We start from the raw sequence: 23,388 nt of genomic DNA, 5'->3' as shown, positions 1-23,388 counted from the left end.
CCCCGGCGCGGGCGGCCGCTCAGTAGAGCGGCGGCAGCTGCACGTTGGGGATCGGAAACGGCCCGAGCATCAGGCGGCCCTCGGCGAGGCGCAGGGGCGGCAGGGGCTTGAGGGCATCGTCGGCCGGGGCCGCGACGCCCGCCTCGACACTGGCCTGGCTGCGGCGGCCGAGGAGCTGGCCGACGAGGCTGCCGATCAGCGCGCCCTTCTCGGCCCCGAAGCGCTGGCCCATGACCTGGCCGACCAGCGCCTCGACGCCGGCCGCGCGCAGGTCGAGCTGGCCCTGGAGCCGGTGCGCGGTGTCGAGATCGAGGCGGCCCTTCGCCTGGAGCCGACGCTCGCCCTTGGCGAGGGAGAGGAGCGCGATGTCGAGGCCGCCGCCGGCCTGGCGCCAGTCCTCCAGCTCCTTCGCCACGGTGCCGGTGTCGAGGCTGGTAGCGCGGCTCACGGTGGCGTCGAGGGCGAGATCGGCCGGATCGGCATTGCCGAGGGCGGCGTCGACCAGGGGCAGGCGGATGCGGTTCACCCGCAGGCTGGTGTCGATGGCCCCCTCCGATTCGAAGCGTCCCGGGGTCGGACGGGCGTGGAGCTCGAAGTGCTGGGTCTCGAACGCGATCGGCTCGGGGCCGGCGCCGCGCACCACGCCCTTGGCGCCGTCGGCTACCACGGAGGCGCGCACGAAGCCGTCGGACGCGCCGTGGAAGCTGCCCTCCAGGGAAGTCCAGGTCGCGTCCGCCGTGAGGTCGCCCTGCTCGACGTGGAACGGGCCCCCGACCTCGAGGATGCCTCGACGGGGCTGGTAGACCTGGGTCACGGCCGTGACCGGGCCGAGGGTGAAGCGGCTGTCGGAGCGGCTGAAGGCCAGGGAGGCGCAGCGCAGTTCGATGCGGAACGGGTAGCCGGTGATGCTGCGGTCGGCGCAGGTCCAGGTCCGGCCCGCGGCCGCTTCTTGGGCGATCCAGCCATCCATCTCGGAGGCGGCCCGGTGGCGGATGTAGAACCATCCGAGCGACCAGGCGATCACGAGGACGGCGAGGAGAATGTAGGGAAGGAACAGCCCCTTGCGCGAGTGGGGACGGGTCGGAGTCGGGCTCTGCGCCATCGCGTGTCGGTATCCTGCGCTCGCGTCACGGGCCTGCGGCCCTCGTCGGGGCAGCCCGGGTGCAAGGCTTGGCAGGGTCTCGGCGGCGAAAGCATGGCAGGGCCGCCATGGCGCCGCAAAACGCGAAGCCGTGAAGTCAGCGGAGCGAGCGCTCCGCCGCGATCAGTTCGCGGCGTCGGCCTTCTGCTCGCTGCCCAGATCGGCCACGATGGCCTCGCGCTCGGCCTCGTCCTCGGCCAGCCGGTGGACGTGCATCTCGGTCGCGCCCTTGTGCCGGGCCCGGGCGATCCAGTTCCGGTGCAGGCGCTCTCGAGGGCTCTGCCCGGCGGAGGCGACCGAGACCAGTTCGCCGACGCCCGAGGCGTCGCGGCGCACGGCCATCACCACGGCCTCGCCCATGTCGTCGAGCTCGGGCTCGGCCAGCTCGTGGATACCGACCACGTAGCGGCGGCCGGACCGGCCGCGCCAGGCGCTCAGCACCAGGGCGGGGGTCCCCCGCAGACCGGCCGTCGTCCTCAGGCGTTCCTCGCGCACTTCCTGTCTCCGGGCTCGATCGTCCTTCAGGTCGCGCAGTGCGGCCGACCAGGACAGGGCTCTCTTGTTCGCCATTTGTTCCACATTAATCTTAACGGTTCGTTGGCGTCAAGGACGACGCCTCGGCTTCCAATGAGATGGGGATGACGGGAGTTATCCACAAGTCGTGCACAGGGCCGAAACGGCCCCGGAGACCCCCTCAGGCGACGGGCGATCCGTTCCGAGGAGCCTTGGCCGGAGACGCCGGGACGGCCTCCGGAACCGGGTGCCCCGCCGCCGCGAGTTCGCTCCGGCCGGCGGCCAGCAATGCGTCGGAGGCGGTCTCGATCCGGCCCTGGACCAGCTCCAGGAAACGCGCCCGGTCCAGGCCCGGCGGGATCGGAGACAAGAACTCGATCACCGAGGTGCCGGGCCGGCGGATCAGGCGGCGGCGGGGCCAGTGCAGGCCGGTGTTGAGGGCGACCGGCAGGCAGGGCACGCCGAGGGCGGCGTACAGGTGGGTAATGCCGAGCTTGTAGGCGGGGGGCGCGCCGGGCGGGCGGCGGGTGCCCTCGGGGAAGATGATGAGCTGGCGCTCGTCCCGGATGGCCTGGGCGGCGGCCTCGTTCATGGCGGCCATCGCCCGGGCGCCCTTGCTGCGGTCGATGGCGACCATGCCGGAGCGCGAGAGGAACCACCCGATCAGCGGGATCCAGAGCAGCTCGCGCTTGAGGATGTAGGCGAAATCCGGAAAGGCCGTGACGAGGGCCAGGGTCTCCAGGGCCGACTGGTGCTTGGCCGCCACCAGGAGAGGGCCGGGCGGGATGTTCTCGACGCCCCGGAACTCCACCGTGATGCCGCCCACCACCCGCAGGAGCCACAGGGTGACCCGACCCCAGAGCTGAGCCAGCCGGATCACCCCCCGCCGGGAGACGAGGGTCGGCAGCCCACCGATCGCGATGAGGGTGGTGGCGACGTAGAAGGCGAGGTTGAACGCGAGGGAGCGGACGAGGAGCATCGGGAACCTGGATGAGACAGCCCGGGACAGGGCGCGGCCCAGCTCCCGTGTAGCGTGCGATCTCGTCCCAGACCATCCGAGGGCGGGATTATCCGCCCCCTCAGTCGCCCTCCGCCAGGGTGCCGCGGTGGCGCGGATCGGCGGCGCCCGCCAGCAGCCCGTCGCCGACCTGCACCGAGTTGGCCGAGCCGGAGGTCGCCCCGACCCGGACCGTGTGGCCGCGGGCCCTGAGCAGGGCCAGGGTGTCGGGGGAGAGGCCCTCCTCGGCCATCAGCACGTCCGGCTGCCACTGGTGGTGGATGCGGGGCGCGGCCACGGCCTCGGCAAGGTTCATCCGGAAATCGAGCACGTTGACGATGACCTGCAGCACCGTCGAGATGATGCGGCTGCCGCCGGGGCTGCCCGTCACCAGGACGAGCCGGCCGTCGCGGAAGACGAAGGCGGGAGTCATCGACGAGAGCGGCCTGGCCCCGGGGGAGACCGCGTTGGCGACGCTGCCGACGAGACCGTAAGCGTTGAGGGCACCGGGCTTGGCGGAGAAATCGTCCATCTCGTTGTTCAGGAGCACGCCGGTGCCCTCCGCCACGAGGCCGAGCCCGTAGGAGAAGTTCAGCGTAGTGGTGTTCGAGACGGCGTTGCCGGCAGCGTCCACGACGGAGAAATGCGTGGTCTGGTCGGACTCGAAGGGGAGGGGATCGCCCGCCTTGACCGCGGCGGCGGGGCGAGCGCGGGCGGGATCGATCCCGGCCCGCACGGTGACCGCGTAGGGCTTGGCGATCAGGCCCTCCACCGGCACCTGCGTGCGGGCGGGGTCGCCGAGCCAGGTCGCCCGGTCGGCGTAGGCCGGCTTCATCGCCTCGGCCAGGATGTGGAGGGCATCGGCGCTGCCGGCTCCCATGCGGGCGAGGTCGAAGCCCTCCAGCACGTTCAGGATCTCGATGAGGTGGATGCCGCCGGAGCTCGGCGGCGGCATCGACGCGATGGCGTAGCCCCGGTAGGAGCCGCGCACGGGCTCCCGCAGCACGGGGCGGTAGGCGGCCAGATCCTCGGCCGTCATCACGCCGCCCGCGCCCCGGACGGCAGCGGCGATGCGCTCGGCGATGGGCCCGGTGTGGAAGGCGTCGGGGCCGGATTTGGCGATGGCCGCGAGGGTGTCGGCAAGATCGGTCTGAACCAGCCGTTCACCGCGCTCCAAGGGTCTGTCGCCGGCAAAGAAGATCTTGCGCGAAGAGGGCCAGCGGCCGAGCAGGCCGGCGGCGCGGGGCAGCGAGTCCGCGAGGCCCGCCTCCACCGGGATGCCCTCGCGGGCGAGCGTCTCGGCCGGGGCGATCAGGTCGGCCAGGCTGAAGCGGCCCGAGCCGTAGAGGCGGTGCGCCTCGGCCAGCCCCCGCACGGTGCCGGGCACGCCCACCGCCTTGCCGGTCCGGGTCGAGGCGGCGCGATCGGGCTCGCCCCGGGGGTCGAGGAACATGTCGGAGCGGGCGGCGGCCGGGGCGATCTCGCGGTAGTCGAGGGCGATGGTCTCGTCGCCCTCCGCCCGGTGGATCATCATGAAGCCGCCGCCGCCGAGATTGCCGGCCCGCGGCAGGGTCACGGCGAGGGCGAAACCGACCGCTACGGCGGCGTCGACGGCGTTGCCGCCCGCCCGCAGGATCGCGACGCCGACGCGGGTGGCGCGGGCCTCCTGCGAGGCGACCATGCCGTGGGCGCCGAGCACCGGCAGCAGGCGCGCATCGTCGGACTGGATCGGCGGCGGCTCCGGCAGGGCCGGTACCGGCCCGCCCCCCCCTTGCGCGAAACCCGGCCCCGTGGCGACCAGGACCGTGCCGGCCAAGACGCTGCCGGCCAAAACCAGGGCGATGCGCGAGGGGGTCAGCCGCATGTCAGGCGCGTCCGTTGTCGCGGGGCGGGAGGGCGGGCGCGCCGTGATGGCGCCCCGCGATCAACCAGTAGACGAGGCCCGACGCCGCGCCGGTGAGGAACAGCACCGCGGTGATGCGGCCCTCCAGCGCCAGGGCCTCGCCGCTTGCCCCGCTGCGCGACAGGCCGCGGGCGAGCCAGGGCACGGAGGCGGTGAGCAGGCCGGTACCGGCGCCGTACCAGGTGGCGGCGCGCCAGTTCAGGACCGCCCCGAGGACGGCCACCAGGACCGGCGGCACCACCAGGAGCACGAACAGCGCGCGGGCGATGGCGGCCAGGGCGAACAGCAGGGTCTCGGGACCGATCCCGGACGCGAGATCGGTCAACCCGGAGAACAGCCCGACGAGGCCGAGGCGGGACAGGGTCTCGCTGGTGGCCGGGTCGAGCATCGCGCCGAGGGCCAGGACGGCCGCCCCGCAGGGAATCGCCAGGATCAGGGCGAGGCTGGCGATGAACAGGTCGCCGAGGAGACGCACCCGTCAGTCTTCGTCGCCGTCGTCGGCACCCGCATAGACGCCCTCGGCGCCGATGCCGTCCTCCAGCATCATCCGGGCCCGGGCGCGCAGCTTCTCGGTCTCGCTCTTCAGCTGGCCGCAGGCGGCCAGGATATCGCGGCCGCGCGGGGTGCGCACGGGTGAGGCGTAGCCGGCTTCGTAGATAATTTCCGAGAACCGTTCGATCCGCTCCCAGTCGGAGCATTCGTAGACGCTGCCCGGCCAGGGATTGAACGGGATCAGGTTGATCTTGGCCGGAATGCCCTTGAGCAGGCGCACCAGCTCGCGCGCGTCGGCGTCGCTGTCGTTCACGCCCTTCAGCATCACGTATTCGAAGGTGATGCGGCGGGCGTTGTTCAGGCCGGGATAGGAGCGGCAGGCGGCCAGCAGCTCGGCCAGGGGGTACTTGCGGTTCAGGGGCACGAGAGTGTCGCGGATGTCGTCGCGCACCGCGTGCAGCGAGATCGCCAGCATGGCGTGGGCCTCGTCGCCGAGGCGCTGCATCTGCGGCACGACGCCGGAGGTCGAGACGGTGATGCGCCGACGGGAGAGGCCGAGGCCCTCCTGGTCGGCCATGACGCCGACGGCGTCGACCACGTTGTCGAGGTTGTAGAGGGGCTCGCCCATGCCCATGAAGACGATGTTGGTGACCTTGCGCCGGCTCTCGTCCGCACCCGGGGCGGTCGGGTTCTGGCCGGCCCAGTCGTTGAGGTGGTCGCGGGCCACGACGAGCTGCGCGGTGATCTCGGCCGCCGTCAGGTTGCGCACCAGACGCTGCGTCCCGGTGTGGCAGAACGAGCAGGTCAGGGTGCAGCCGACCTGGCTCGAGACGCAGAGGGTGCCGCGGCCGCGCCCCGGGATGTAGACGCACTCGATCTCGGCGCCGCGGTTGTGGTCGTGCTTGCCCGTGGGGGCCATGCGCATCAGCCACTTGCGGGTGCCGTCGCGGGAGACCTGCTCGGTGACCACCTCGGGCCGGTCGAGGGTGTAGGCGTCGGCGAGCTGGGTCTTCAGGCCCTTGCCGACATTGGTCATCTCGTCGAAGGCCTTGGCGCCGCGCACGTTGAGCCAGTGCCAGATCTGGCCGGAGCGCATGCGCTGCTCGCGCTCGGAGACGCCGATGGCGCCCAGCCGGGCCTTCAGCTGCTCACGGGTGAGCCCCACCAGGGACGCGCGCCCGGGCGGCAGTGCCGGGGTGCCGGCCTGGGGCTCGAACTCGGGCAGCTTCTCGATTGCGGGAACGGCGCTCGCGTCGCGCCGGGCGGTGTCGAACGACGCCGTCGCCATGATCTGGATGAACCTTCGGACTTGGAATGGGTCCGATATAGGGGATTCGGGTCCAAAACGCGAATGCGGGACGGGGCTGTGCTGGGATCATGCGATCCGACACCCCGGCCTTACGCCTTATTCCGGATCGGTCACCCGGGCCGGACGGCGCTCGCCGCTCGGCCGGCGGGCACTTACTGCGCCGGCTTGACGTCGCTCGGCTTGGTTTCGCCGGGCTTGATTTCTCCTTGCTTGATCTCGCTCTGCGGGGCGCCGGCGTCAGGCGCTTCGGCGGGCAGGAGGACGTTCTTGCTGACGTTGCCCTCGGGGCCGTACTCCCCCGCGACCGCGATGCAGGCCTTCTCGCGGTTGAGCTGCATCTGGTTCGACATCAGGGCGAACATGGTCTGCACCCGCCCGCCGAACGGGCCGCGCGGGCTGACGTCCGCGGCCCGCACGTTCTGCTTCTCGAGGAGGGCGTCGAACTCCTCCGTGCCGATGCGGTAGCCGCAGACATTGGCGGCCGCGAAGATGTAGGCGGCGAATTCCAGGGCCCGCGGCGAGGGCGCGTTGCGGATCTGGGCCTGCGCGGCGAGCGGCAGCGCGAGGCAGGTAACGAGGCCGGCGGCCAGCGGAAGGCGAGCGAACATGCGGGGGTTTCCTCAGGCGCGGAGGCTTCACGCTCCGCTTGCGCGCTGAGATAGGCCCCGGGCGCGGCGCGTCAAACGCCCGCCCGAACACCTGCCCAAACACCTGCCTAAGCGCCCGCCTTAGCCGAGCCGGCCGAGCAGCCGGTCCATCAGCGGGTTGTCCGGCGTGAAGGCGTAGTCGATCTTGCGCACGTTCACGGCGCCCGCTCCGGCCTTCACCAGGGCGTCGGCGAGGTCGAACACCGCGTCGACGGGGCAGTGCAGCACCATCTCGCCGCGCCCCTCGGGTGCGCCGTAGGGCAGGGCCGCGTCGTGCAGGGCGGCGATGCCGGCCAGGTCGATGTCGCCGTCGTCCGGCATAGCGGCGCGGACCTCGCGGGTGGTGCGGGCGCGCTCCTCCGCCTGGATGCGGCCGAGGACGGCGCGCAGGGCCCGGCGCTGGGGCTCGCCCCAGGGGGCGTTCAGGGCGGCGACGAGGTTCGCTTCCGAGCGCAGGATGATCCCGTCCTCCAGGATCTTCAGGGCGTTGGCCGCCAGCGTCGCTCCCGTGGTGGTGATGTCGACGATGATCTCGGCCGAACCCGCCGCCGGTGCCCCCTCGGTGGCGCCCAGGCTCTCGACGATGCGGTAATCCGCCACGCCGTGCTCGGCAAAGAAGCGGCGCGTGAGGTTGATGTACTTCGTGGCGATGCGCAGGCGCTTGCCGTGGCGGACCCGCATCTCGGCGGCGACCTCGTCGAGGTCGCTCATGGCGCGGACGTCGATCCAGGCCTGGGGCACGGCGACCACCACGGTGGCTTGGCCGAAGCCGAGGGGCGTCAGGAGTTCGACCTGGCCGCGGGCGTCGGGCAGCGACTCGCGGATCAGGTCCTCGCCGGTGATGCCGAGATGGGCCGCCCCGCTGGCGAGCTGGGCCGCGATCTCGGACGCCGAGAGGTACCGCACCTCGACGCCGGGCACGCCCACGAGCTTTCCGCGGTAATCCCGCGCGCCGGTGTTCTGGGCGAGCTTGAGGCCGGCCCGGGCGAAGAAGGCGGCGGCGTTCTCCTGCAGCCGGCCCTTGGAGGGAACCGCGAGGACGAGGGAATCCGGTTCAGCCAACGGTCGCGTCCTTCTCGGTGGGGGCGTCCGCGACGACCCGCGAGAGCCAGACGGCGCAACCGACGGCGGGCACGGGGACGGGGCTCCCGAGGTGCTGGAGCAGGCCGTCGTAGCGGCCGCCGCCCACCAGGGGCAGCTTGGGCGCATCGGGCGCCGTGCCCTCGAAGATGAAGCCGGTGTAGTAGTCGAGGTTGCGGGCGAAGCCGCCCGAGAAGCGGAAGCGCTCCACGGCCAGGCCGCGGGCGGCCATGAAGCCGGTGCGCTCCTCGAACAGGTCGAGGGCCGCATCGAGAGGCGGATGGTCGAGGCCGGCCTCCTGCACCAGGGCCCGCACCGCGGCGGCGGCGCTGTCGGGATCCCCCTCGATGGCGCGATACCGATCGATGAGGGCGCGGTTCTCGGGGTTGAGCCCGGAGCCGCCGCTCGCCTGCGCGGAGGCCTTGGCGAGGAAGCGCTCCGCGATCTCGCCGGCGCTGCGGCCGCCGACCCGCGAGATGCCGGCGATCGACAGCACATCCTCCACGAAGGCGCGAACCCCCTTCGGATCCTGGCCCTGGATCGCGGCGAGGAGCCCCGCATGGGGGTCTTCCGTGCGCAGGCCGTTGGTGACCGCGTCGAGGGACCGGCCGGCGGCCAGCGCCCGCAGGGTGCGGCGCTTGGCGGTGGGGGGCACGCTCAAGGCATCGAGCAGGGCGTCGACGAGGCCCATGTCGCCGAGGCGGACGGCGACGTCGCTGCGCCCGAGCAGGGCGAGGCCCTCCAGGGCGAGGCCGATCACCTCCGCGTCGGCGGCCGGCGTGTCGGTGCGCCCGACCGACTCGATGCCGGCTTGGAGGAACTCGTCCGGCTCGTCGCCGGCGAGCCGGAAGACCGGTCCGAGATAGCTGTAGTCGGCCCCCTGCGGGTCCTGGGGAGCGGAAAACTTTGGGGCATGCGCGAGGTGGTGGCGGCAAACCGGAATCGTGAATTCCGGGCGCAGGCAGAGTTCGCTGCCCGCGGCATCCTGCGTCACGAAGATGCGCCGGCGGATGTCCTCGCCGGACAGTTCGAGGAACGGCTCCACCGGCTGGAGCACCGGCGGCGTCACGGCGCCGTAGCCGGCCTCCTGGAAATGCGCGAGCAGGCGCAGGTGCTCCTGCGATTGTTCGCCCGCGGTGCCCCCGCCTGCCTCCGGTCTCGTCATCGTCTCGCCTGCCGCCTCGTCGCGGGCTCTAGTAGCAACCGGGCCTGCGCTTGGCGATGGCTTTCACCTGGCGATGGCTTCCGGCGACACCGTCCGGCCCGGAACCCTAGACCCAGCCCTGCAATTCGCGCCGGACCACGGTCTCGATCACCGTCATGCCGAGGTCGCTGTCGTTCAGGCAGGGGATGTAGGCGAACTGCTCGCCGCCATTGTCCTCGAAGTAGTGGCGGTTCTCGCCGTCGAGCTCCTCCAGGGTCTCGAGGCAGTCGGCGGTGAAGCCGGGCGCCACGATCGCCATGCGCTTGACGCCGCTCTTGGCAAGGGTCTGCACCGTCTCGTCGGTGTAGGGCCGCAGCCATTCCTCGTTGCCGAAGCGCGACTGGAAGGTGGTGCGCATCTTCTCCGGCGAGAAGCCCAGCGCCTCGCGGATCAGGCGTCCGGTCTTCACGCACTGGCAATGATAGGGGTCGCCCTTGAGAAGGTAGCTCTTGGGCACCCCGTGGAACGAGGTCAGGATCACCTCGGGCTCGAAGTCGAGCTTGGCCAGGCCCTCCCGGATCGAGGTCGCCATCGCGTCGATGTAGACGGGGTCGTCGTGATAGGGCGGCGAGACGCGCACCGTCGGCTGCCAGCGCATCTGCATCAGGGCCTTGAAGGCCTGGTCGCAGGCCGTGGCCGAGGTCGCGGCCGCGTATTGCGGATAGAGCGGCACCAGCAGGATGCGGTCGCAGCCCTGGTCGAGCAGGGCCTGAATCCGCACGGAAACCTCCGGCTTGCCGTAGCGCATCGCCCAGTCGACCACGACCGAATCCCCCATGGCCGCCTGCAGGCGCTCGGCCTGGCCGCGGGTGATCGTCTTCAGGGGACCCTCGTCGCGCTCGTTGTTCCAGACGCTGGCATAGTCGCGGCCCTTCGGCCCCGGGCGCTTCGTCAGGATGATCAGGTTGAGGAGCGGCCACCAGATCAGGCGCGGCACCTCGATCACCCGGCGATCGGAGAGGAATTCCTTGAGGTAGCGGCGCATCGGCCAGTAGCTCGTGCCTTCCGGCGTCCCGAGATTCATCAGGAGGACGCCGACCCGGCCCCAGCGCACCGGCGGATGTTCGGCGGGCAGGCTGCCAGGTCCCGGTCCGGGAGCGGCTCCCGGAGCCGTGTTGGGAGCGCTTCCGGGCACGTCCGTCTGGGTCGGGAGCGACAGTCCGTCCTGCGGAAGCGGCGGTGCGACGCGTTCGTTCATCGGGTTTCCGTATCGCCCTGGAGGTGAGCGCTTGAGAGCGGCGGGTTCACAAAGGTTGTGTCGTTGGGGATATCTATCTAGAGCACGGAGCCTTCCAGCGATCACACGATGGATGAAGGCGCGACATGCCGTCTCCCCGGTACTTCCTCAACCACTTCATGCCCTTCACGGGTTATCCCTATACGGGGGGGCCGACCGCCTGCAATCTCTGCGGATCGGCGGAGTCCGTGGTGGTGGCCGAGAGCGACCGCCGGCTCAAGACCCTGAAATCCATCGCCTGCCGCCAGTGCGGCCTGATCCGCACCGACCCGATGCCGACGCCGGCCGAGCTGGCGGACTACTACGCCAGCGCCTACCGGGCCGATTATCAGCTCGCCTTCGCGGGCGGCCCGCCGCGGGTCCACCTCAAGCGCTCGGCCCGCGAGGCGGACTTCCGCACCGGCCTCCTGGCGCCCAAGCTGAAGCCGGGGGCCCGGGTCCTGGATTTCGGCTCGGGATCGGGCGAGTTCCTGGCCGAGGCCCGCGCCAAGGGCTGCGAGGCGATCGGCATCGAGCCGGGTCGGGACTACGCCAACTACGCCCGCACCCATCACGGCGTCGAGGTGCTGGACGATGCCGGGGACGAGCGCTTCCCGGAGGCGCATTTCGACGTCATCACCACCCGGCACGTGCTGGAACACCTGCGCGACCCCGCCGACGTCATGGAGCGCCTGTCGCGCTGGCTGAAGCCGGACGGCGTGCTCTTCGCCGCCGTGCCCGACATGGCCACCACGGGCAAACCCGCGCACGAGCGCTTCCACTTCGCCCATGTCCACGGCTTCGTGCGCGAAACCTTCGATCTCACCGCCCGCCGGGCCGGCCTCGTGCCGCATCCGGACTACCCGCGCGAGAACACCGCGGTGGTCTATGCCAAGACCGATGCCCTGCCCGTGGCCCTGGCCAATCCCGGCCTCGCCGAGCGCCTGGCCGTGGACCTGAAGCCGATGCCGCCCGCCGTCTTCCTGGCCTCCGGCGCCTGGCTCTGGCCGATGGTCCGCCGCAACGCCAAGGCGGTGCGCGACACCTTCGTGTCGCGCTGAGGCGGCCGCGCGCCGCTTGCCGGCCGTCGTAGCCCCTTCGTGAACGGCGTCCTAGAACACGGGATCGGGCGGCGGCATCCGTCCGCCCGCCCAATGCCCGAGACGCCGCCGTGACGAACCCCCACAGGACCATTCCGAACCGCCGCCAGACCCTCGGCCTCGGGGCGGGTCTCGCCGTCGGTCTGGGCGGCCCGGCCGGGGCCGCGCCCGCGGCGGCGCCTGACCCCACCTTCACCCTGCTCCTCGTCAACGACCTCTACCAGATGGCCGAGGTCGACGGCCGGGGCGGCTTCGCGCGCCTCGCCGCCATCGTGAAGGCCGAGCGGGCGCGGGGCGTGCCAATGCTCTACGCCCATGCGGGCGACACCCTGTCGCCCTCGCTGCTGTCGGGCTTCGACCGCGGCGCCCACATCGTCGAGCTCCTCAACCGCGCGCCGCCCGACGTGTTCGTACCGGGCAATCACGAGTTCGATTTCGGTCCCGCCACCTTCGCCGAGCGCATGGGCGAGGCGAGCTTTCCCGTCCTGGCCGCCAACCTGCGCGACGGGGCCGGCCGGCCGCTGGCGGGCCTGCGCGACCGAATGCTGGTCACCCTCGGGGGCATCCGGGTCGGCGTGGTGGGCATCGCACTGGCGAGCACGCCGGAGAAATCGCAGGCGGGCGACCTGCGCTTCGCCCCCGAGATCGAGACCCTGGCCCGCGAGGTCCAGGCCCTGCGAACGGAGGGCGTCGACCTCGTGGTGGGCGTCTGCCACACGGCCCGGGCCACCGACGACGCCATCGTGGCTGCCCGCCTCGTCGACATCCTGCTCTCGGGCCACGACCACGACCTCGTGGTGCGCTACGACGGCCAGACCGTGATGGCGGAATCGAGCTTCGACGCCCATTACGTCACCGCCATCGACGTGACGGCGACGGTGACCGGCACGGGCCGGGACCGGCGCGTGGACTGGCGCCCGAGCTTCCGCATCCACGACTCGGCCCAGGTCACCCCCGATCCGGAGACCCTGGCGGAGGTGCAGCGCCTCCAGGGCGCGCTGTCGCGGGAACTCGACGTGCCGGTGGGCGCGACCCGTGCCCCCCTCGACAGCCGCATCGCCGCGGTGCGGGTCCGCGAGGCGAGCTTCGGCAGCCTCGTGGCGGACGCCATCCGGGCCACCACCGGGGCGCAGGTCGCGATCACCAACGGCGGCGGCATCCGGGGCAACCGGCTCTATCCGGCCGGCGCGACCCTGACCCGCCGGGACATCCTCACCGAACTGCCCTTCGGCAACACCATCGTGCTGGTTTCGCTGACGGGCGGGCGCCTGCGCACCCTCCTCGAAGGGGCGCTGGCGGATTGGGGCCGGCCGGCGGGGCGCTTCCCGCACGTGTCCGGCCTCGTCGTCAGCGTCGATCCCGCCGCGCCGGTGGGCAAGCGGATCGTGTCGCTGACCGCGGCGGGCAGCCCCGTCGACCCGGACGCGACCTACACGGTCGCGTCGAACAACTTCCTGTACGACGGCGGCAACGGCTACGGTGACCTCGCCCGGGGCCGGACCCTGATCGGCCGGACGGACGGACAGCTCGTGGCCAATGCCGTGATGGCCTATATCCGCGCCAACGCCCCGCTCCCCGCCCCCGCGGAGGGCCGTATCCTGGTTCGCTGATGTCCGAGACGCCCGTCGCCGACGCCCTTGCCCGCTTCCGGAGTTCGGGCTCGCCCTGGCTCGCCCTGCCGTTCTTTCACGATGGCGCCGCCGACGCGGTGGCCGCCCGGGTCGATGCCCGCATCGCCGCCGGTGCCACCGTGCTGCCGGCGCCCGAGAACATCTTCAACGCCCTCGCGCTCACGCCCCTCGACCGGGTGAAGGTCGTCATCCTGGGGCAGGACCCCTATCCGACGCCGGGCGACGCCAACGGCCTGGCCTTCTCCTATGTCGGCCCGCGGCGGCTGCCGGCCTCGCTCAAGGTGATCCTGGCCGAGCTCGCCGAACCGGGCGCCCCGCCGGCCAAGCCCCGGACGGGCGATCTCACCCCCTGGGCCCGGCAGGGCGTGCTCCTCCTCAACGCCGCCCTCACGGTGGAGGCCGGCAAGGCCGGTGCGCACCTGCGCTACGGCTGGTCGGCCCTGACCGACCAGGCGGTCACGGCGGTCTCGGCCCGCCCGGAGCCGGCAGTGTTCCTGCTCTGGGGCGCCCAGGCGCGGGCGCGCGCCGCCCTGGTGGAGGCCGGCCGCCACGGCATCGTCGCATGCGGCCATCCCTCGCCGCTCAACCGTGCACGGGATTTTCCCGGCTCGCGCCCGTTCGACGCCGCCAATGCCTGGCTGTCGGCCCACGGCGTCGCCCCGATCGACTGGCAGCTCGGCTGAGGGCCGGGGGGTGTCGTGCCCTCAGAGCGGGCCCTGCTTGGCGAATTCCGAGAACACGGCCCGCAGGACCTTCAGCCGGCCCTCGTAGGATTGCTTCAGACAGTCCACGTCGGCGCCGCAGGCGCGGCGCTCGGTGAGCCAGGCTTCCTGGTCCTCGCGCAGCTTGGCATTGCCGCCCATGGGCAGCATCGCCCGCAGGATCTCGAAGCGGGTCGCCATCTCCACGTCGCGGTCGTTGAGGGGCAGGTGGGCGCAGATCGCCTTCTCGTCGGGGGTCTCCGCCTTCTCGCAGGAGAAGCTCGCGGCCTCGGCCGAGCCGGCCGCGAGGACGAGGAGCAGGCCGCCGAGCAGCGGGCGGAGAATCGTCACCATGGAGCAGGCCTCGCGCGGTCGGAGAAACATCAGAAGCTGAGCCAGCCCCGCGCCCGCAGCCGTGCCAGGAGCGGCAGCAGCGGCAAACCGAGGATGGTGGAGTGGTCGCCCGCGACCGTCGCGAACAGGTGGATGCCGAGGCCTTCCAGCTGGTAGCCGCCGACGCTGGAGCAGACCCGGTCGGGCCCGGCGAGATCGACATAGGCCGCGATCGCCGCGGCATCGAGGGGCCGCATGGTCAGGTGCGCGGTCTCGACGAAGCTCTCGACCACGGCGCCGTCGACGGCGAGTGCCACCGCCGCGTGGAGCGCGTGGGTCCGGCCCGCGAGATCGCCGATCTGCGCGCGGGCGGCGGCGAGATCCGCCGGCTTGTGGAACAGGATGCCGTCGCAGGCCAGGACCTGGTCGGCGCCGACGACCACGCGCCCGGGCCGGCGGGCCGCCACGGCTCCCGCCTTGGCCTCGGCGAGCCGCCGGGCCAGGGCCTCCGGCGGCAGACCGGCGCAGGCCGCCTCCACGGCGCGCTCGTCGACCCCGGGACTCTCGGTGTCGACCCCGAGGCCCGCGCTCTCGAGAAGCGCACGCCGCGTCGCGCTGGTGGAGGCGAGGAGGAGGGGCAGGCCCCCGCGCCAGGGCGAGGCGACCGTCGGCTGGCTCGGGGCGCTCACGAGGCGATGAACTTCAGGCGGTGCTCGCGGTGCAGGTCGAGGATGGCGGCCGCCGTCTCCTCGATCGAGCGCCGGGTCACGTCGATGGTCGGCCAGCGGTGCTTGGCGCAGAGCCGCCGGCAGGCGGCGATCTCGTCGGCCACGGCGCCGCGGTCGACGTAGAGGGAGGAATCGTCGGCCTTCAGGCTGAGGAGCCGGTTCTGGCGGATCTGGACGATGCGCTCCGGGCTGGCGAGGAGCCCGACCAGGAGCGGCTTTCGCGCCGTCTCCAGGCTCTCGGGCAAGGGCATGCCCGGCACCAGGGGGAAGTTCGCGGTCTTCAGCCCGCGATTGGCGAGGTAGATCGCGGTGGGGGTCTTCGAGGTGCGGCTGACGCCCACGAGGATCACGTCGGCCTCGTTCACGTCGAGCGGCAGGTTGCCGTCGTCGTGGGCCAGGGTGAAGTTCATCGCGTCGATACGCTTGAAGTACTCGGCATTGAGCATGTGCTGCGCGCCGGGCCGGGCCGTCGAATCCGCCCCGAGATAGGATTGCAGCAGGGCGTGCACCGGCTGCAGCACCGAGAGGCAGGGCGAGCCGGTCTCGCGGCAGGCCGCCTCCAGCCGCTCGGTGAGATCGTGGCCCACCAGGGTGTAGAGCACGAGCCCCGGCGCGGCCTCGATCTCGGAGATCACCCGCTCGAGCTGCGGGGCGGAGCGCACCAGCGGATAGACGTGCTCGATCGCCGAGACCCCCTCGTACTGGGCGGCGGCCGCGCGGCCCACGTTGATCAGCGTCTCGCCGGTGGAATCCGACACGAGGTGCAGGTGGAAATAGCTACGGCTCATCGAGGGGCAGTCTCCTCCGGCCCGGCGGAGAGGATCCCTGAGGACGCGCCGCAGGGTCTTGTCCACCGGGCTCGGTCAGGGGAGTCGATAAGGGTGGATAAGCCGGCTTGCCCGGGCGGTCCAGCGGGAGGCCCGGCCGGCTTGTCGACTCCGGCGTCAACACGCGATCACACCGGCGCGATTCCCGCACGGTTTTGGGAGAATCCGGGACCGAGGCCCGGTCGGCGTCCGCCGGGCAGGGGCAAGGCACTGTCGGCCATCACCTATCCGAGACATTGGACCCAATCCGTTAAAGCCTGATTAACGCCGCGGCCGCGGGGACGCCCTGTGGACGGTTTTTCGCTCCCGCCATCCGCCCCTCTAAAAGAAAAAACAGAGTCCTAGAATCTCTCTTTCCTTTTAGAAGACCGGTGTGGGGATGACGGCGTTAGCCCCCCCTCCGGCACCCGCAGGCGAACAGAGGTTTTCGCGAGCACGGGTTTTCGAGAGGGGGACATCCGACGCTTCGGTGCTACATACCGGCCATCGGGGAACGGGACGTCGGAGATCGGATGAGCCAGGCAGTTGCAGGGGACCGTCTTTCAGGGGATCGGACGGTCCTGCGGGTTCTCGCGGGCGAGGCGCAGTCCCGCCCGCCCGCCTGGATGATGCGCCAGGCCGGGCGCTACCTGCCGGAATACCGGGAGGTCCGGGCCCGGGCCGGCTCCTTCCTCGACCTCTGCTACAATCCCGACTTCGCCACCGAGGTGACGCTGCAGCCGATCCGGCGCTTCGGCTTCGAGGCCTCGATCCTGTTCTCCGACATCCTGGTGATCCCGGACGCCCTCGGCCAGAACGTCCGCTTCGTCGAGGGCGAGGGCCCCCGCCTCGACGCCATGGCCGGCCGGGCCGAGTTCGAGCGCCTGCGCGAGGCCGGCGACCCGGCGATCTTCACCCATCTCGAGCCCGTCTTCGAGACGGTCCGGCGCCTGCGCGCGCAGCTGCCCCACGAGACCACGCTGCTGGGCTTCTGCGGCGCCCCCTGGACGGTGGCGAGCTACATGATCGGCGGCCGCGGCACGCCGGATCTCGCGCCGGCCCGGGCGCTCGCCCGGCACGACACCGCCCTGGTGGAGGCGCTGATCGACCGCCTCGTCACCGTGCAGACCGAGTACCTGGTGCGCCAGCTCGAGGCCGGGGCGGATGCCGTGCAGATCTTCGAGTCCCACGCCGGTGCGCTCCCCGACGCGCGCGGCGCCGGCGAAAACCCTGGCGAGACCGTCGGCGAGGAGACCGTCAACGAGGTCGCCGAGAGCGCGCTGCCCGAGAGCGCCTCGGCCGGGTCGAACGACCGCGACGCCCTGACCCGCTGGTCGCTCCAGCCCATCGCCCGGATGATCGCCGGCGTCCGTGCCCGGGTGCCGGGCGCGAAGATCATCGTGTTCGCCCGCGGCTCCGGCCTCGACGGCCATGCCCGGGTGATGCCCGAGACCGCCGCCGACGCGGTCGGCGTCGACTGGTCGGTGGACCTGAAGGCCCTGCGCGACCGGGTGCCCGCCACGACCGTGACGCAGGGCAATATCCATCCGGAGACCCTGATCGAGGGGGGCACGGCCCTCGACGCGGCGGTGGACGGGGTGCTGGCCGCCACCGAGGGCCTGCCGCATATCTTCAACCTCGGCCACGGCATCACCCCGCAGACGCCGATCGCCCATGTCGAGCGCATGCTCGCCCGCCTGCGGGGCTGAGGCGGCGATGGACGGCCTCTATCCCTGGCTCAAGGCCGGGCACCTCGTCGCGCTCATCTCCTGGATGGCGGCGATGCTCTACCTGCCGCGCCTGTTCGTCTACCACGCCTCCCTGGTGCCGGGGCCGCACGCGGCGGCCCAGTCCGAGACCTTCAAGGTCATGGAGCGGCGCCTGCTGAAGGCGATCATGACCCCGGCCATGATCGCCACCTGGATCTTCGGACTGATCCTGGCCTGGATGAGCGGCTACTACGCCGCCGGCTGGCTCCAGGCGAAGTTCGTCCTGGTCCTCGCCATGAGCGGTATCCACGGCTGGCTCGCCCGGATGGTCAAGGACTTCGCCGCCGACCGGAACACCCGCGGGCACAAGTTCTACCGCGTCCTCAACGAGGTGCCGACGCTCCTCATGATCCTGATCGTGATCCTGGCGGCGGTGAAGCCGAGTTTCGGGTGAGGGCGTTTGCACGGTATCCCGGGATCACAGGATGCCGGGATGCGGTGAACCCGGGAGCCGGGGCCGGCCGCGGGGGCTGACCGGTACGGCCCGAGGCGCGACGGAAAGCGGGATCGATGGCTGACCACATGCACGATCATCATGACCACGATCACGCCGAGCACGGGCATGCCCACGCTCCCAACCCTGCCCCCGCCTCTGCCGGGCACGGCCATTCGCATGGCGGTGGTCATTCCCACGGGGGCGGCCATTCTCACGCGCCGGCGACCTTCGGGCGCGCCTTCGCCATCGGCATCGGCCTGAACATCGCCTTCGTGGTCATCGAGACGATCTACGGCTTCGCCAGCGAGTCCATGGCCCTGGTGGCGGATGCCGGCCACAACCTCTCGGACGTCCTCGGGCTCCTCGTCGCCTGGATCGCCTCGGTGCTGGTCAAGCGTGCGCCCACCCCCCGCTTCACCTACGGCCTGCGCGGCTCCTCGATCCTCGCGGCCCTGTTCAACGCGGTGTTCCTGCTGGCGGCCACCGGCGCCATCGCCTGGGAGGCGGTCGCCCGCCTGATCGCTCCCGAACCCCAGCCGGTGGCGGGCATGACCGTGATGATGGTGGCCTGCCTCGGCATCCTCATCAACGGCGTCACCGCTTGGCTCTTCGCCTCGGGCAGCCACGACATCAACATCCGTGGCGCCTACCTGCACATGCTGGCCGATGCCGCCGTCTCGGCCGGCGTGGTGGTGACCGGCCTCATCATCGTGCTGACGGGGGCGGCCTGGATCGACCCCCTGGTCAGCCTCGTCATCGCCGGGCTCATCATCTGGGCGACCTGGGGCCTCCTGCGCGACAGCGTGGTGATGGCCCTCTCGGCCGTGCCCCCCGGCATCGACCCGACGGCGGTGGGCGCCTACCTGCGCGGCCGCTCCGGCGTGGCGGATCTGCACGACCTCCACATCTGGCCGATGAGCACCACCGACATCGCCTTGACGGCGCATCTCGTCATGGCGGAGGGGCATCCGGGCAACGGCTTCCTCATCGCCACGGCCGCCGAGCTGAAGGCCCGCTTCGGCATCGGCCACGCCACCCTGCAGATCGAGGAGGCGGGCGGCCCCGCCTGTGCGCTTGCCGGAGACTGCACCGTATGATCCGGGCCTTCGTCGTCGGACATCCCATCGCGCATTCGCGCTCGCCCCTGATTCACGGCCATTGGCTCGCCGAGCATGGCATCGATGGCCGCTACGAGCGCATCGACGTGGCGCCGGAGGCCTTTCCGGCCTTCCTCGCCGGGCTGCGCGCGAACGGCTTCGCCGGCGGCAACGTCACCATTCCGCACAAGGAGGCGGCGTTCGGGCTGGTCGAATCCCTGACGCCGCGGGCGGAGCGGATCGGGGCGGTCAACACGCTGTTCTTCGACGGGTCCGCGCGCCTCTGCGGCGACAACACCGATGCCCCGGGCTTCGTCGCCCATCTCGACCAGAGCCTCGGCCTCGGCTGGACCGAGCGCGGCGCCGGCACCGCCCTGGTGCTCGGGGCCGGCGGGGCCGCCCGGGCCATCGTCGTCGGCCTGCTGGAGCGGGGCCTGTCCCGGATCCGGGTCGCGAACCGGACGCTGGCCCGAGCCGAGGCCCTGGTGGCGCTCGATCCCGCCCGGGTCGAGGCCGTGGCCTGGCCCGACCTGCCGGACGCCCTGGCGCGGACGGGGCTCCTCGTGAACACCACCTCCCTCGGCATGGTCGGCCACCCACCCCTCGCCCTCGACCTCCTGCCCCTGCCCGAGGACGCGGCGGTGGCCGACATCGTCTACGCGCCCCTGGAGACGCCGCTCCTCGCGGCGGCGCGGGCGCGAGGGCTGCCCGCCGTCGACGGCCTCGGCATGCTGCTGCACCAGGCGGTGCCGGGCTTCGCCCGCTGGTTCCGCACGACTCCGCGCGTGACGCCGGCCCTGCGCGCCCGGATCGTCGCGGACCTGGCGCCCGCATGACCCGGCCGGTCATCCTCGGGCTCACCGGCTCGATCGGCATGGGCAAGTCCGCCACCGCGGCGATGTTCGCGCGCCACGGGGTGCCGGTCCACGACGCGGACGCGGCCGTGCATGCCCTCTACGGCGCCGGGGGGGCGGCGGCCGCCGTCATCGGCGCGGCCTTCCCCGGAACCCTGGACCCCGACGGCGCCGTCGACCGGACCCGCCTGCGGGAGACGGTGATCGGCGCGCCCGAGCGCCTCGCCGCCCTCGAGGCCCTGGTCCATCCCCTGGCCCAGGCGGCGGCCCGGGACTTCCTCGCCCGCCAGGCCGGGGCGCCCCTCGTGCTCCTCGACATCCCGCTCCTGTTCGAGACCGGCGCCGAGGCCCGCTGCGATCGGGTCCTGGTGGTCACCGCCCCGCCCGAGGTGCAGCGCGCCCGGGTCCTCGCCCGGCCCGGCATGGATGCGGCGACCTTCGAGGCGATCCGTGCCAAGCAACTGCCCGATGCCGAGAAGCGGGCCCGCGCCGATTTCGTCCTCGATACCAGCCTGGGTTTCGCCCATGCCGAGGCCGAGGTGGCGGCGATCATCCGGCAACTGACCGCGGGACCGATGCCGGCTGCGCCTTGACGCGGTCTCAGGAGGGCGCATGGTCCGGTGGCCGAACGCCACCCTCCAGGATCCTTCGATGCTGCGCGAGATCGTCCTCGACACCGAGACCACCGGCACGGATGCCAAGAACGGCGACCGCCTGATCGAGATCGGCTGCGTCGAACTGATCAACCACGTCCAGACCGGCCGGTCCTACCACCAGTTCATCAACCCGACCCGGCCGGTCTCTCAGGGCGCCTTCGCGGTGCACGGGATCTCCGACGCCTTCCTGGCCGACAAGCCGCTCTTCGCCGACATCGTCGACGCCTTCCGCGACTTCTGCGGCGACTCACCCCTGGTGATCCACAACGCGCCCTTCGACGTCGGCTTCCTCAACATGGAATACGCCCGCCTCGGCACGGCGGCGCCCCCGCCGATCGACCTCGCCGACGTCGTCGACACCCTGCAGCTCGCCCGCCGCAAGCACACGGGGGCGGCCAACAACCTCGACGCCCTGTGCTCGCGCTACGGCATCGACACCACGCGGCGGACCAAGCACGGCGCGCTCCTCGACGCGCAGATCCTGGCGGAGGTCTATGTCGAGCTCCTCGGCGGCAAGCAGACCAGCCTCGGGCTCGCGATGACGGAGGTCGAGGCGGTGGTGATCCTCGGCGACGGAAGCGAGGTCGTCCCCGTGGGGCCGCGCCAGCTGCGCCACCGGCTCAGCGAGGCCGAGCGCACCCGGCACGCGGCCTCCATCGCGACCCTCGGGGGCGGTGGTGCGGTCTGGCGCGATTATCTCGGCGAGGAGGAGACTGCCTGAAGACGACTCGAACCGACCCGGATCGACGCCGGTTGGTCATCCCGTCAGCGCCATGATGCTGCGACGCACGAGGCTGCTTATTGCATCGCAGCAAAAGCCTCCCATATACCATCCCACTGGATGGTAACGGGAAGGTCCGATGCTCGATCTCGAGGATAAGCCCAGGGCGCCGATCCGGGTCGGCGACACCGAGAAGATCACGATCAATCTCGGCTACGTCGATCTCGGCCACATCGACCTTCTCGTGTCCGAGAGCGTCTACGCCAACCGAAGCGACTTCATCCGCACGGCCGTGCGCAACCAGATCGCCCGCCACGGCGACGTGACCCGGCAGTCGGTGGCCCGCAAGGGCGTCGAACTCGGTCTGCGCCGCTACGACCGGGCCGAACTCGAGGCCGCGCGCGCCAGCGGCATCCGCCTCGACATCCGCGTCCTCGGGCTCGCCAGTATCGCGCCCGACGTCACGCCGGAACTGGCCCGCGACGCCATCGCGTCGATCGAGGTCATGGGAAGCCTGCAGGCGACCCCGGCCGTGAAGGCGGCCCTCGCCGACCGCCTTCGCTGACCATCTCCGAAACCGCGTTCCCGATCTCGCATGGTTCGACCCGTCGTCGAGCCGGAAAGCGAACCCCATGACCGACTCTTCGAACCGGATGCAGGACCGCCTCGCCGACATGATGGAGGCGACGCGCCTCACGGCCGCCGGGCGCCTGCAGGACGCGACGGACCTGTTGCAGCGCGGCTTCGCCGGCGCGCCCGGCCGGTCGACGGCCGACCACGGCGCCCCGGCGCCCCAGCCCCACACCATCGACCTCGTGGCCGAGCGCGTCGAGACCGGCCCTGCGACCGACCGGTCCGGCGCATCGGCCAAGCCAGCATCCCCGTCGGCATCCGAGCCTGCGTTCAGGACCGAGCCCAAATCGGGTCCGGCCGCGGCCAAGTCGGGTCCGGCCGCGGCCCAATCGGGTTCGGCCGCGGCCGAGGAGGCGCGCCTCGCCGCGATCCTCCCCGAGAAGCTGCGCAAGGTCGTGGAGACGGTGACGCGGGGCATCGCCCCGGTGCTCGGCAGCCTTGGCAAGGCCGGCCACGGCGGGGCGAGCCTCGCCGGCAATCTCGGCACCCTCGTCTCGGGCCTGGCCGGCGGTCTTGGCCCGTCGGGCTTCAACCAGGCCCGCGCGCCCCTCACGGAGGGCGGCAGCTTCACGGAACACAGCTTCGCCAACGCGGCCGGGGCGCGGGACTACAAACTGTTCGTCCCCAGCGACGCCCGTCCGAACCTGCCCCTGGTGGTGATGTTGCACGGCTGCACCCAGTCGCCGGACGATTTCGCCGCCGGCACCGGCATGAACGCCCTCGCGGAGGCCGAGGGCTTCCTCGTGGCCTACCCGGCCCAGAGTGGGCGCGCCAACGGCCAGCGTTGCTGGAACTGGTTCCAGCCCGTCGACCAGGGCCGGGACTCCGGCGAGGCCGGCATCATCGCCGGGCTGACCCGCGCGATCATCGCGGAGCATCGGGTCGACCCGACCCGGGTCTACATCGCCGGCCTGTCGGCGGGCGGCGCGGCGGCGGTGAACATCGCCCGGGCCTATCCCGACCTCTACGCGGCGGTGGGCATCCATTCCGGCCTCGCGGCAGGCTGTGCCCGCGACGTCTCGACCGCGCTCACGGTGATGCGCCTCGGCCCAGCCGCCGCCGCCGACTGCGCGGTCGCCGCGGTGCGGGTGCCCACCATCGTCTTCCATGGGGAGAGCGACGGCACCGTGAACCCGCGCAACGGCGAGCAGGCGCTGGCCCAGGCCGGCATCGACGGACTGACGCCCGAGGCGGCGGAGGCGGTGAGCCCGGGCGGCCTGCCCTACACCCGCACCCGCTACGCCGATGCGGACGGCCGGGTCGCGGTGGAGGGCTGGATCGTGCGCGGCCTCGGCCATGCCTGGTCCGGCGGCAGCCCGGCCGGGAGCTACACCGATCCGCGCGGGCCCGACGCGGCGCGGGCGATGCTCGACTTCTTCCGGGCCAATCCCCTGGCGGCGGGCCGGGCCTGAACGTCCGGC

Annotated in this window: 24 protein-coding genes; 11 read left to right on the top strand and 13 right to left on the bottom strand. The window is 72.0% G+C overall.

Annotated features, from left to right (window positions below):
- Window positions 1-19: 19 nt before the first annotated feature.
- The 10 genes from CRT23_RS05930 to hemH form a co-directional block, all read right to left on the bottom strand.
- Complete coding sequence (locus CRT23_RS05930) at window positions 20-1,102, bottom strand: DUF2125 domain-containing protein (RefSeq protein WP_103708973.1); 1,083 nt, start codon at window positions 1,100-1,102, stop codon at window positions 20-22.
- A gap of 162 nt (window positions 1,103-1,264) precedes the next feature.
- Entirely contained in the window at window positions 1,265-1,711 is a 447-nt protein-coding gene (locus CRT23_RS05925; RefSeq protein ID WP_055946546.1) for a hypothetical protein, read from the bottom strand.
- Between the two features lie 124 nt (window positions 1,712-1,835).
- Entirely contained in the window at window positions 1,836-2,633 is a 798-nt protein-coding gene (locus CRT23_RS05920; protein ID WP_103708972.1) for a lysophospholipid acyltransferase family protein, read from the bottom strand.
- Window positions 2,634-2,733: 100 nt separating this feature from the next.
- Entirely contained in the window at window positions 2,734-4,515 is a 1,782-nt protein-coding gene (ggt, locus tag CRT23_RS05915; protein WP_103708971.1) for a gamma-glutamyltransferase, read from the bottom strand.
- 1 nt (window position 4,516) lies between these two features.
- Complete coding sequence (locus CRT23_RS05910) at window positions 4,517-5,029, bottom strand: hypothetical protein (protein ID WP_103708970.1); 513 nt, start codon at window positions 5,027-5,029, stop codon at window positions 4,517-4,519.
- Window positions 5,030-5,032: 3 nt separating this feature from the next.
- On the bottom strand, window positions 5,033-6,334 hold the full coding sequence (rlmN, locus tag CRT23_RS05905; protein WP_103708969.1) for a 23S rRNA (adenine(2503)-C(2))-methyltransferase RlmN: 1,302 nt from the start codon (window positions 6,332-6,334) through the stop codon (window positions 5,033-5,035).
- A 173-nt stretch (window positions 6,335-6,507) separates the two neighbouring features.
- The gene (locus tag CRT23_RS05900) at window positions 6,508-6,963 is read right to left on the bottom strand and encodes a hypothetical protein (protein ID WP_245435990.1); all 456 of its coding nucleotides are present in this window, start codon (window positions 6,961-6,963) and stop codon (window positions 6,508-6,510) included.
- Window positions 6,964-7,083: 120 nt separating this feature from the next.
- A complete protein-coding gene (gene hisG, locus CRT23_RS05895) occupies window positions 7,084-8,064 on the bottom strand; it encodes an ATP phosphoribosyltransferase (protein ID WP_055946560.1) in 981 nt (326 codons plus the stop codon).
- The gene (locus CRT23_RS05890; RefSeq protein ID WP_055946563.1) at window positions 8,057-9,247 is read right to left on the bottom strand and encodes an ATP phosphoribosyltransferase regulatory subunit; all 1,191 of its coding nucleotides are present in this window, start codon (window positions 9,245-9,247) and stop codon (window positions 8,057-8,059) included. Before CRT23_RS05890 ends, hisG begins: the two co-directional genes overlap by 8 nt.
- A gap of 106 nt (window positions 9,248-9,353) precedes the next feature.
- A complete protein-coding gene (gene hemH, locus CRT23_RS05885) occupies window positions 9,354-10,484 on the bottom strand; it encodes a ferrochelatase (RefSeq protein ID WP_245435989.1) in 1,131 nt (376 codons plus the stop codon).
- Between the two features lie 125 nt (window positions 10,485-10,609).
- On the opposite strand from hemH, the gene CRT23_RS05880 reads away from it, so the two are divergent.
- The 3 genes from CRT23_RS05880 to CRT23_RS05870 all read left to right on the top strand — a co-directional run bounded on the left by CRT23_RS05880 (window position 10,610) and on the right by CRT23_RS05870 (window position 13,916).
- Window positions 10,610-11,563 (top strand): class I SAM-dependent methyltransferase, encoded by a 954-nt coding sequence (locus CRT23_RS05880; RefSeq protein ID WP_103708968.1) that lies wholly within the window; start codon window positions 10,610-10,612, stop codon window positions 11,561-11,563.
- A gap of 110 nt (window positions 11,564-11,673) precedes the next feature.
- The gene (locus tag CRT23_RS05875) at window positions 11,674-13,212 is read left to right on the top strand and encodes a bifunctional UDP-sugar hydrolase/5'-nucleotidase (protein WP_245435988.1); all 1,539 of its coding nucleotides are present in this window, start codon (window positions 11,674-11,676) and stop codon (window positions 13,210-13,212) included.
- Window positions 13,212-13,916, top strand: coding sequence for a uracil-DNA glycosylase (locus tag CRT23_RS05870; RefSeq protein WP_103708967.1), 705 nt, complete (start codon window positions 13,212-13,214; stop codon window positions 13,914-13,916). Before CRT23_RS05875 ends, CRT23_RS05870 begins: the two co-directional genes overlap by 1 nt.
- A 21-nt stretch (window positions 13,917-13,937) precedes the next feature.
- On the opposite strand, the gene CRT23_RS05865 is transcribed toward CRT23_RS05870, so the two are convergent.
- The 3 genes from CRT23_RS05865 to CRT23_RS05855 are packed head-to-tail and all read right to left on the bottom strand — an operon-like array spanning window position 13,938 to window position 15,783.
- Window positions 13,938-14,288 carry a lysozyme inhibitor LprI family protein gene (locus CRT23_RS05865; RefSeq protein WP_103708966.1) on the bottom strand — a complete coding sequence of 117 codons (351 nt, stop codon included), beginning with the start codon at window positions 14,286-14,288 and terminating at the stop codon, window positions 13,938-13,940.
- Between the two features lie 29 nt (window positions 14,289-14,317).
- Window positions 14,318-14,956: a Maf family protein gene (locus CRT23_RS05860; RefSeq protein WP_055946575.1), complete on the bottom strand. Its 639-nt coding sequence runs from the start codon at window positions 14,954-14,956 to the stop codon at window positions 14,318-14,320.
- The gene (locus CRT23_RS05855) at window positions 14,953-15,783 is read right to left on the bottom strand and encodes a pyruvate, water dikinase regulatory protein (RefSeq protein WP_055946578.1); all 831 of its coding nucleotides are present in this window, start codon (window positions 15,781-15,783) and stop codon (window positions 14,953-14,955) included. The genes CRT23_RS05860 and CRT23_RS05855 overlap by 4 nt, the downstream gene beginning before the upstream one ends.
- Before the next feature lie 551 nt (window positions 15,784-16,334).
- Here CRT23_RS05855 and CRT23_RS05850 point away from each other — a divergent pair.
- The 8 genes from CRT23_RS05850 to CRT23_RS05815 all read left to right on the top strand — a co-directional run bounded on the left by CRT23_RS05850 (window position 16,335) and on the right by CRT23_RS05815 (window position 23,379).
- Window positions 16,335-17,510: a uroporphyrinogen decarboxylase gene (locus CRT23_RS05850; RefSeq protein ID WP_103708965.1), complete on the top strand. Its 1,176-nt coding sequence runs from the start codon at window positions 16,335-16,337 to the stop codon at window positions 17,508-17,510.
- 7 nt (window positions 17,511-17,517) lie between these two features.
- Window positions 17,518-17,964 carry a protoporphyrinogen oxidase HemJ gene (hemJ, locus tag CRT23_RS05845; RefSeq protein WP_103708964.1) on the top strand — a complete coding sequence of 149 codons (447 nt, stop codon included), beginning with the start codon at window positions 17,518-17,520 and terminating at the stop codon, window positions 17,962-17,964.
- 116 nt (window positions 17,965-18,080) lie between these two features.
- Window positions 18,081-19,103, top strand: a complete 1,023-nt coding sequence (locus tag CRT23_RS05840) for a cation diffusion facilitator family transporter (protein WP_103708963.1) — start codon at window positions 18,081-18,083, stop codon at window positions 19,101-19,103.
- The gene (locus CRT23_RS05835) at window positions 19,100-19,939 is read left to right on the top strand and encodes a shikimate dehydrogenase (RefSeq protein ID WP_181017264.1); all 840 of its coding nucleotides are present in this window, start codon (window positions 19,100-19,102) and stop codon (window positions 19,937-19,939) included. Before CRT23_RS05840 ends, CRT23_RS05835 begins: the two co-directional genes overlap by 4 nt.
- Window positions 19,936-20,550, top strand: a complete 615-nt coding sequence (gene coaE / locus CRT23_RS05830) for a dephospho-CoA kinase (protein WP_103708962.1) — start codon at window positions 19,936-19,938, stop codon at window positions 20,548-20,550. The genes CRT23_RS05835 and coaE overlap by 4 nt, the downstream gene beginning before the upstream one ends.
- A 58-nt stretch (window positions 20,551-20,608) precedes the next feature.
- On the top strand, window positions 20,609-21,334 hold the full coding sequence (gene dnaQ / locus CRT23_RS05825) for a DNA polymerase III subunit epsilon (protein WP_103709068.1): 726 nt from the start codon (window positions 20,609-20,611) through the stop codon (window positions 21,332-21,334).
- A 139-nt stretch (window positions 21,335-21,473) separates the two neighbouring features.
- The gene (locus CRT23_RS05820) at window positions 21,474-21,899 is read left to right on the top strand and encodes a hypothetical protein (RefSeq protein ID WP_055946596.1); all 426 of its coding nucleotides are present in this window, start codon (window positions 21,474-21,476) and stop codon (window positions 21,897-21,899) included.
- Between the two features lie 67 nt (window positions 21,900-21,966).
- A complete protein-coding gene (locus CRT23_RS05815; protein ID WP_245435987.1) occupies window positions 21,967-23,379 on the top strand; it encodes a PHB depolymerase family esterase in 1,413 nt (470 codons plus the stop codon).
- The last annotated feature ends 9 nt before the right edge of the window (window positions 23,380-23,388 follow it).

The sequence above is a fragment of the Methylobacterium sp. V23 genome (assembly GCF_002917135.1).
In the GTDB taxonomy this organism is placed as follows: Bacteria; Pseudomonadota; Alphaproteobacteria; order Rhizobiales; family Beijerinckiaceae; genus Methylobacterium.
Note: the sequence above shows the minus strand (reverse complement) of the source record. Positions and strands in the feature narration are given on the sequence as shown.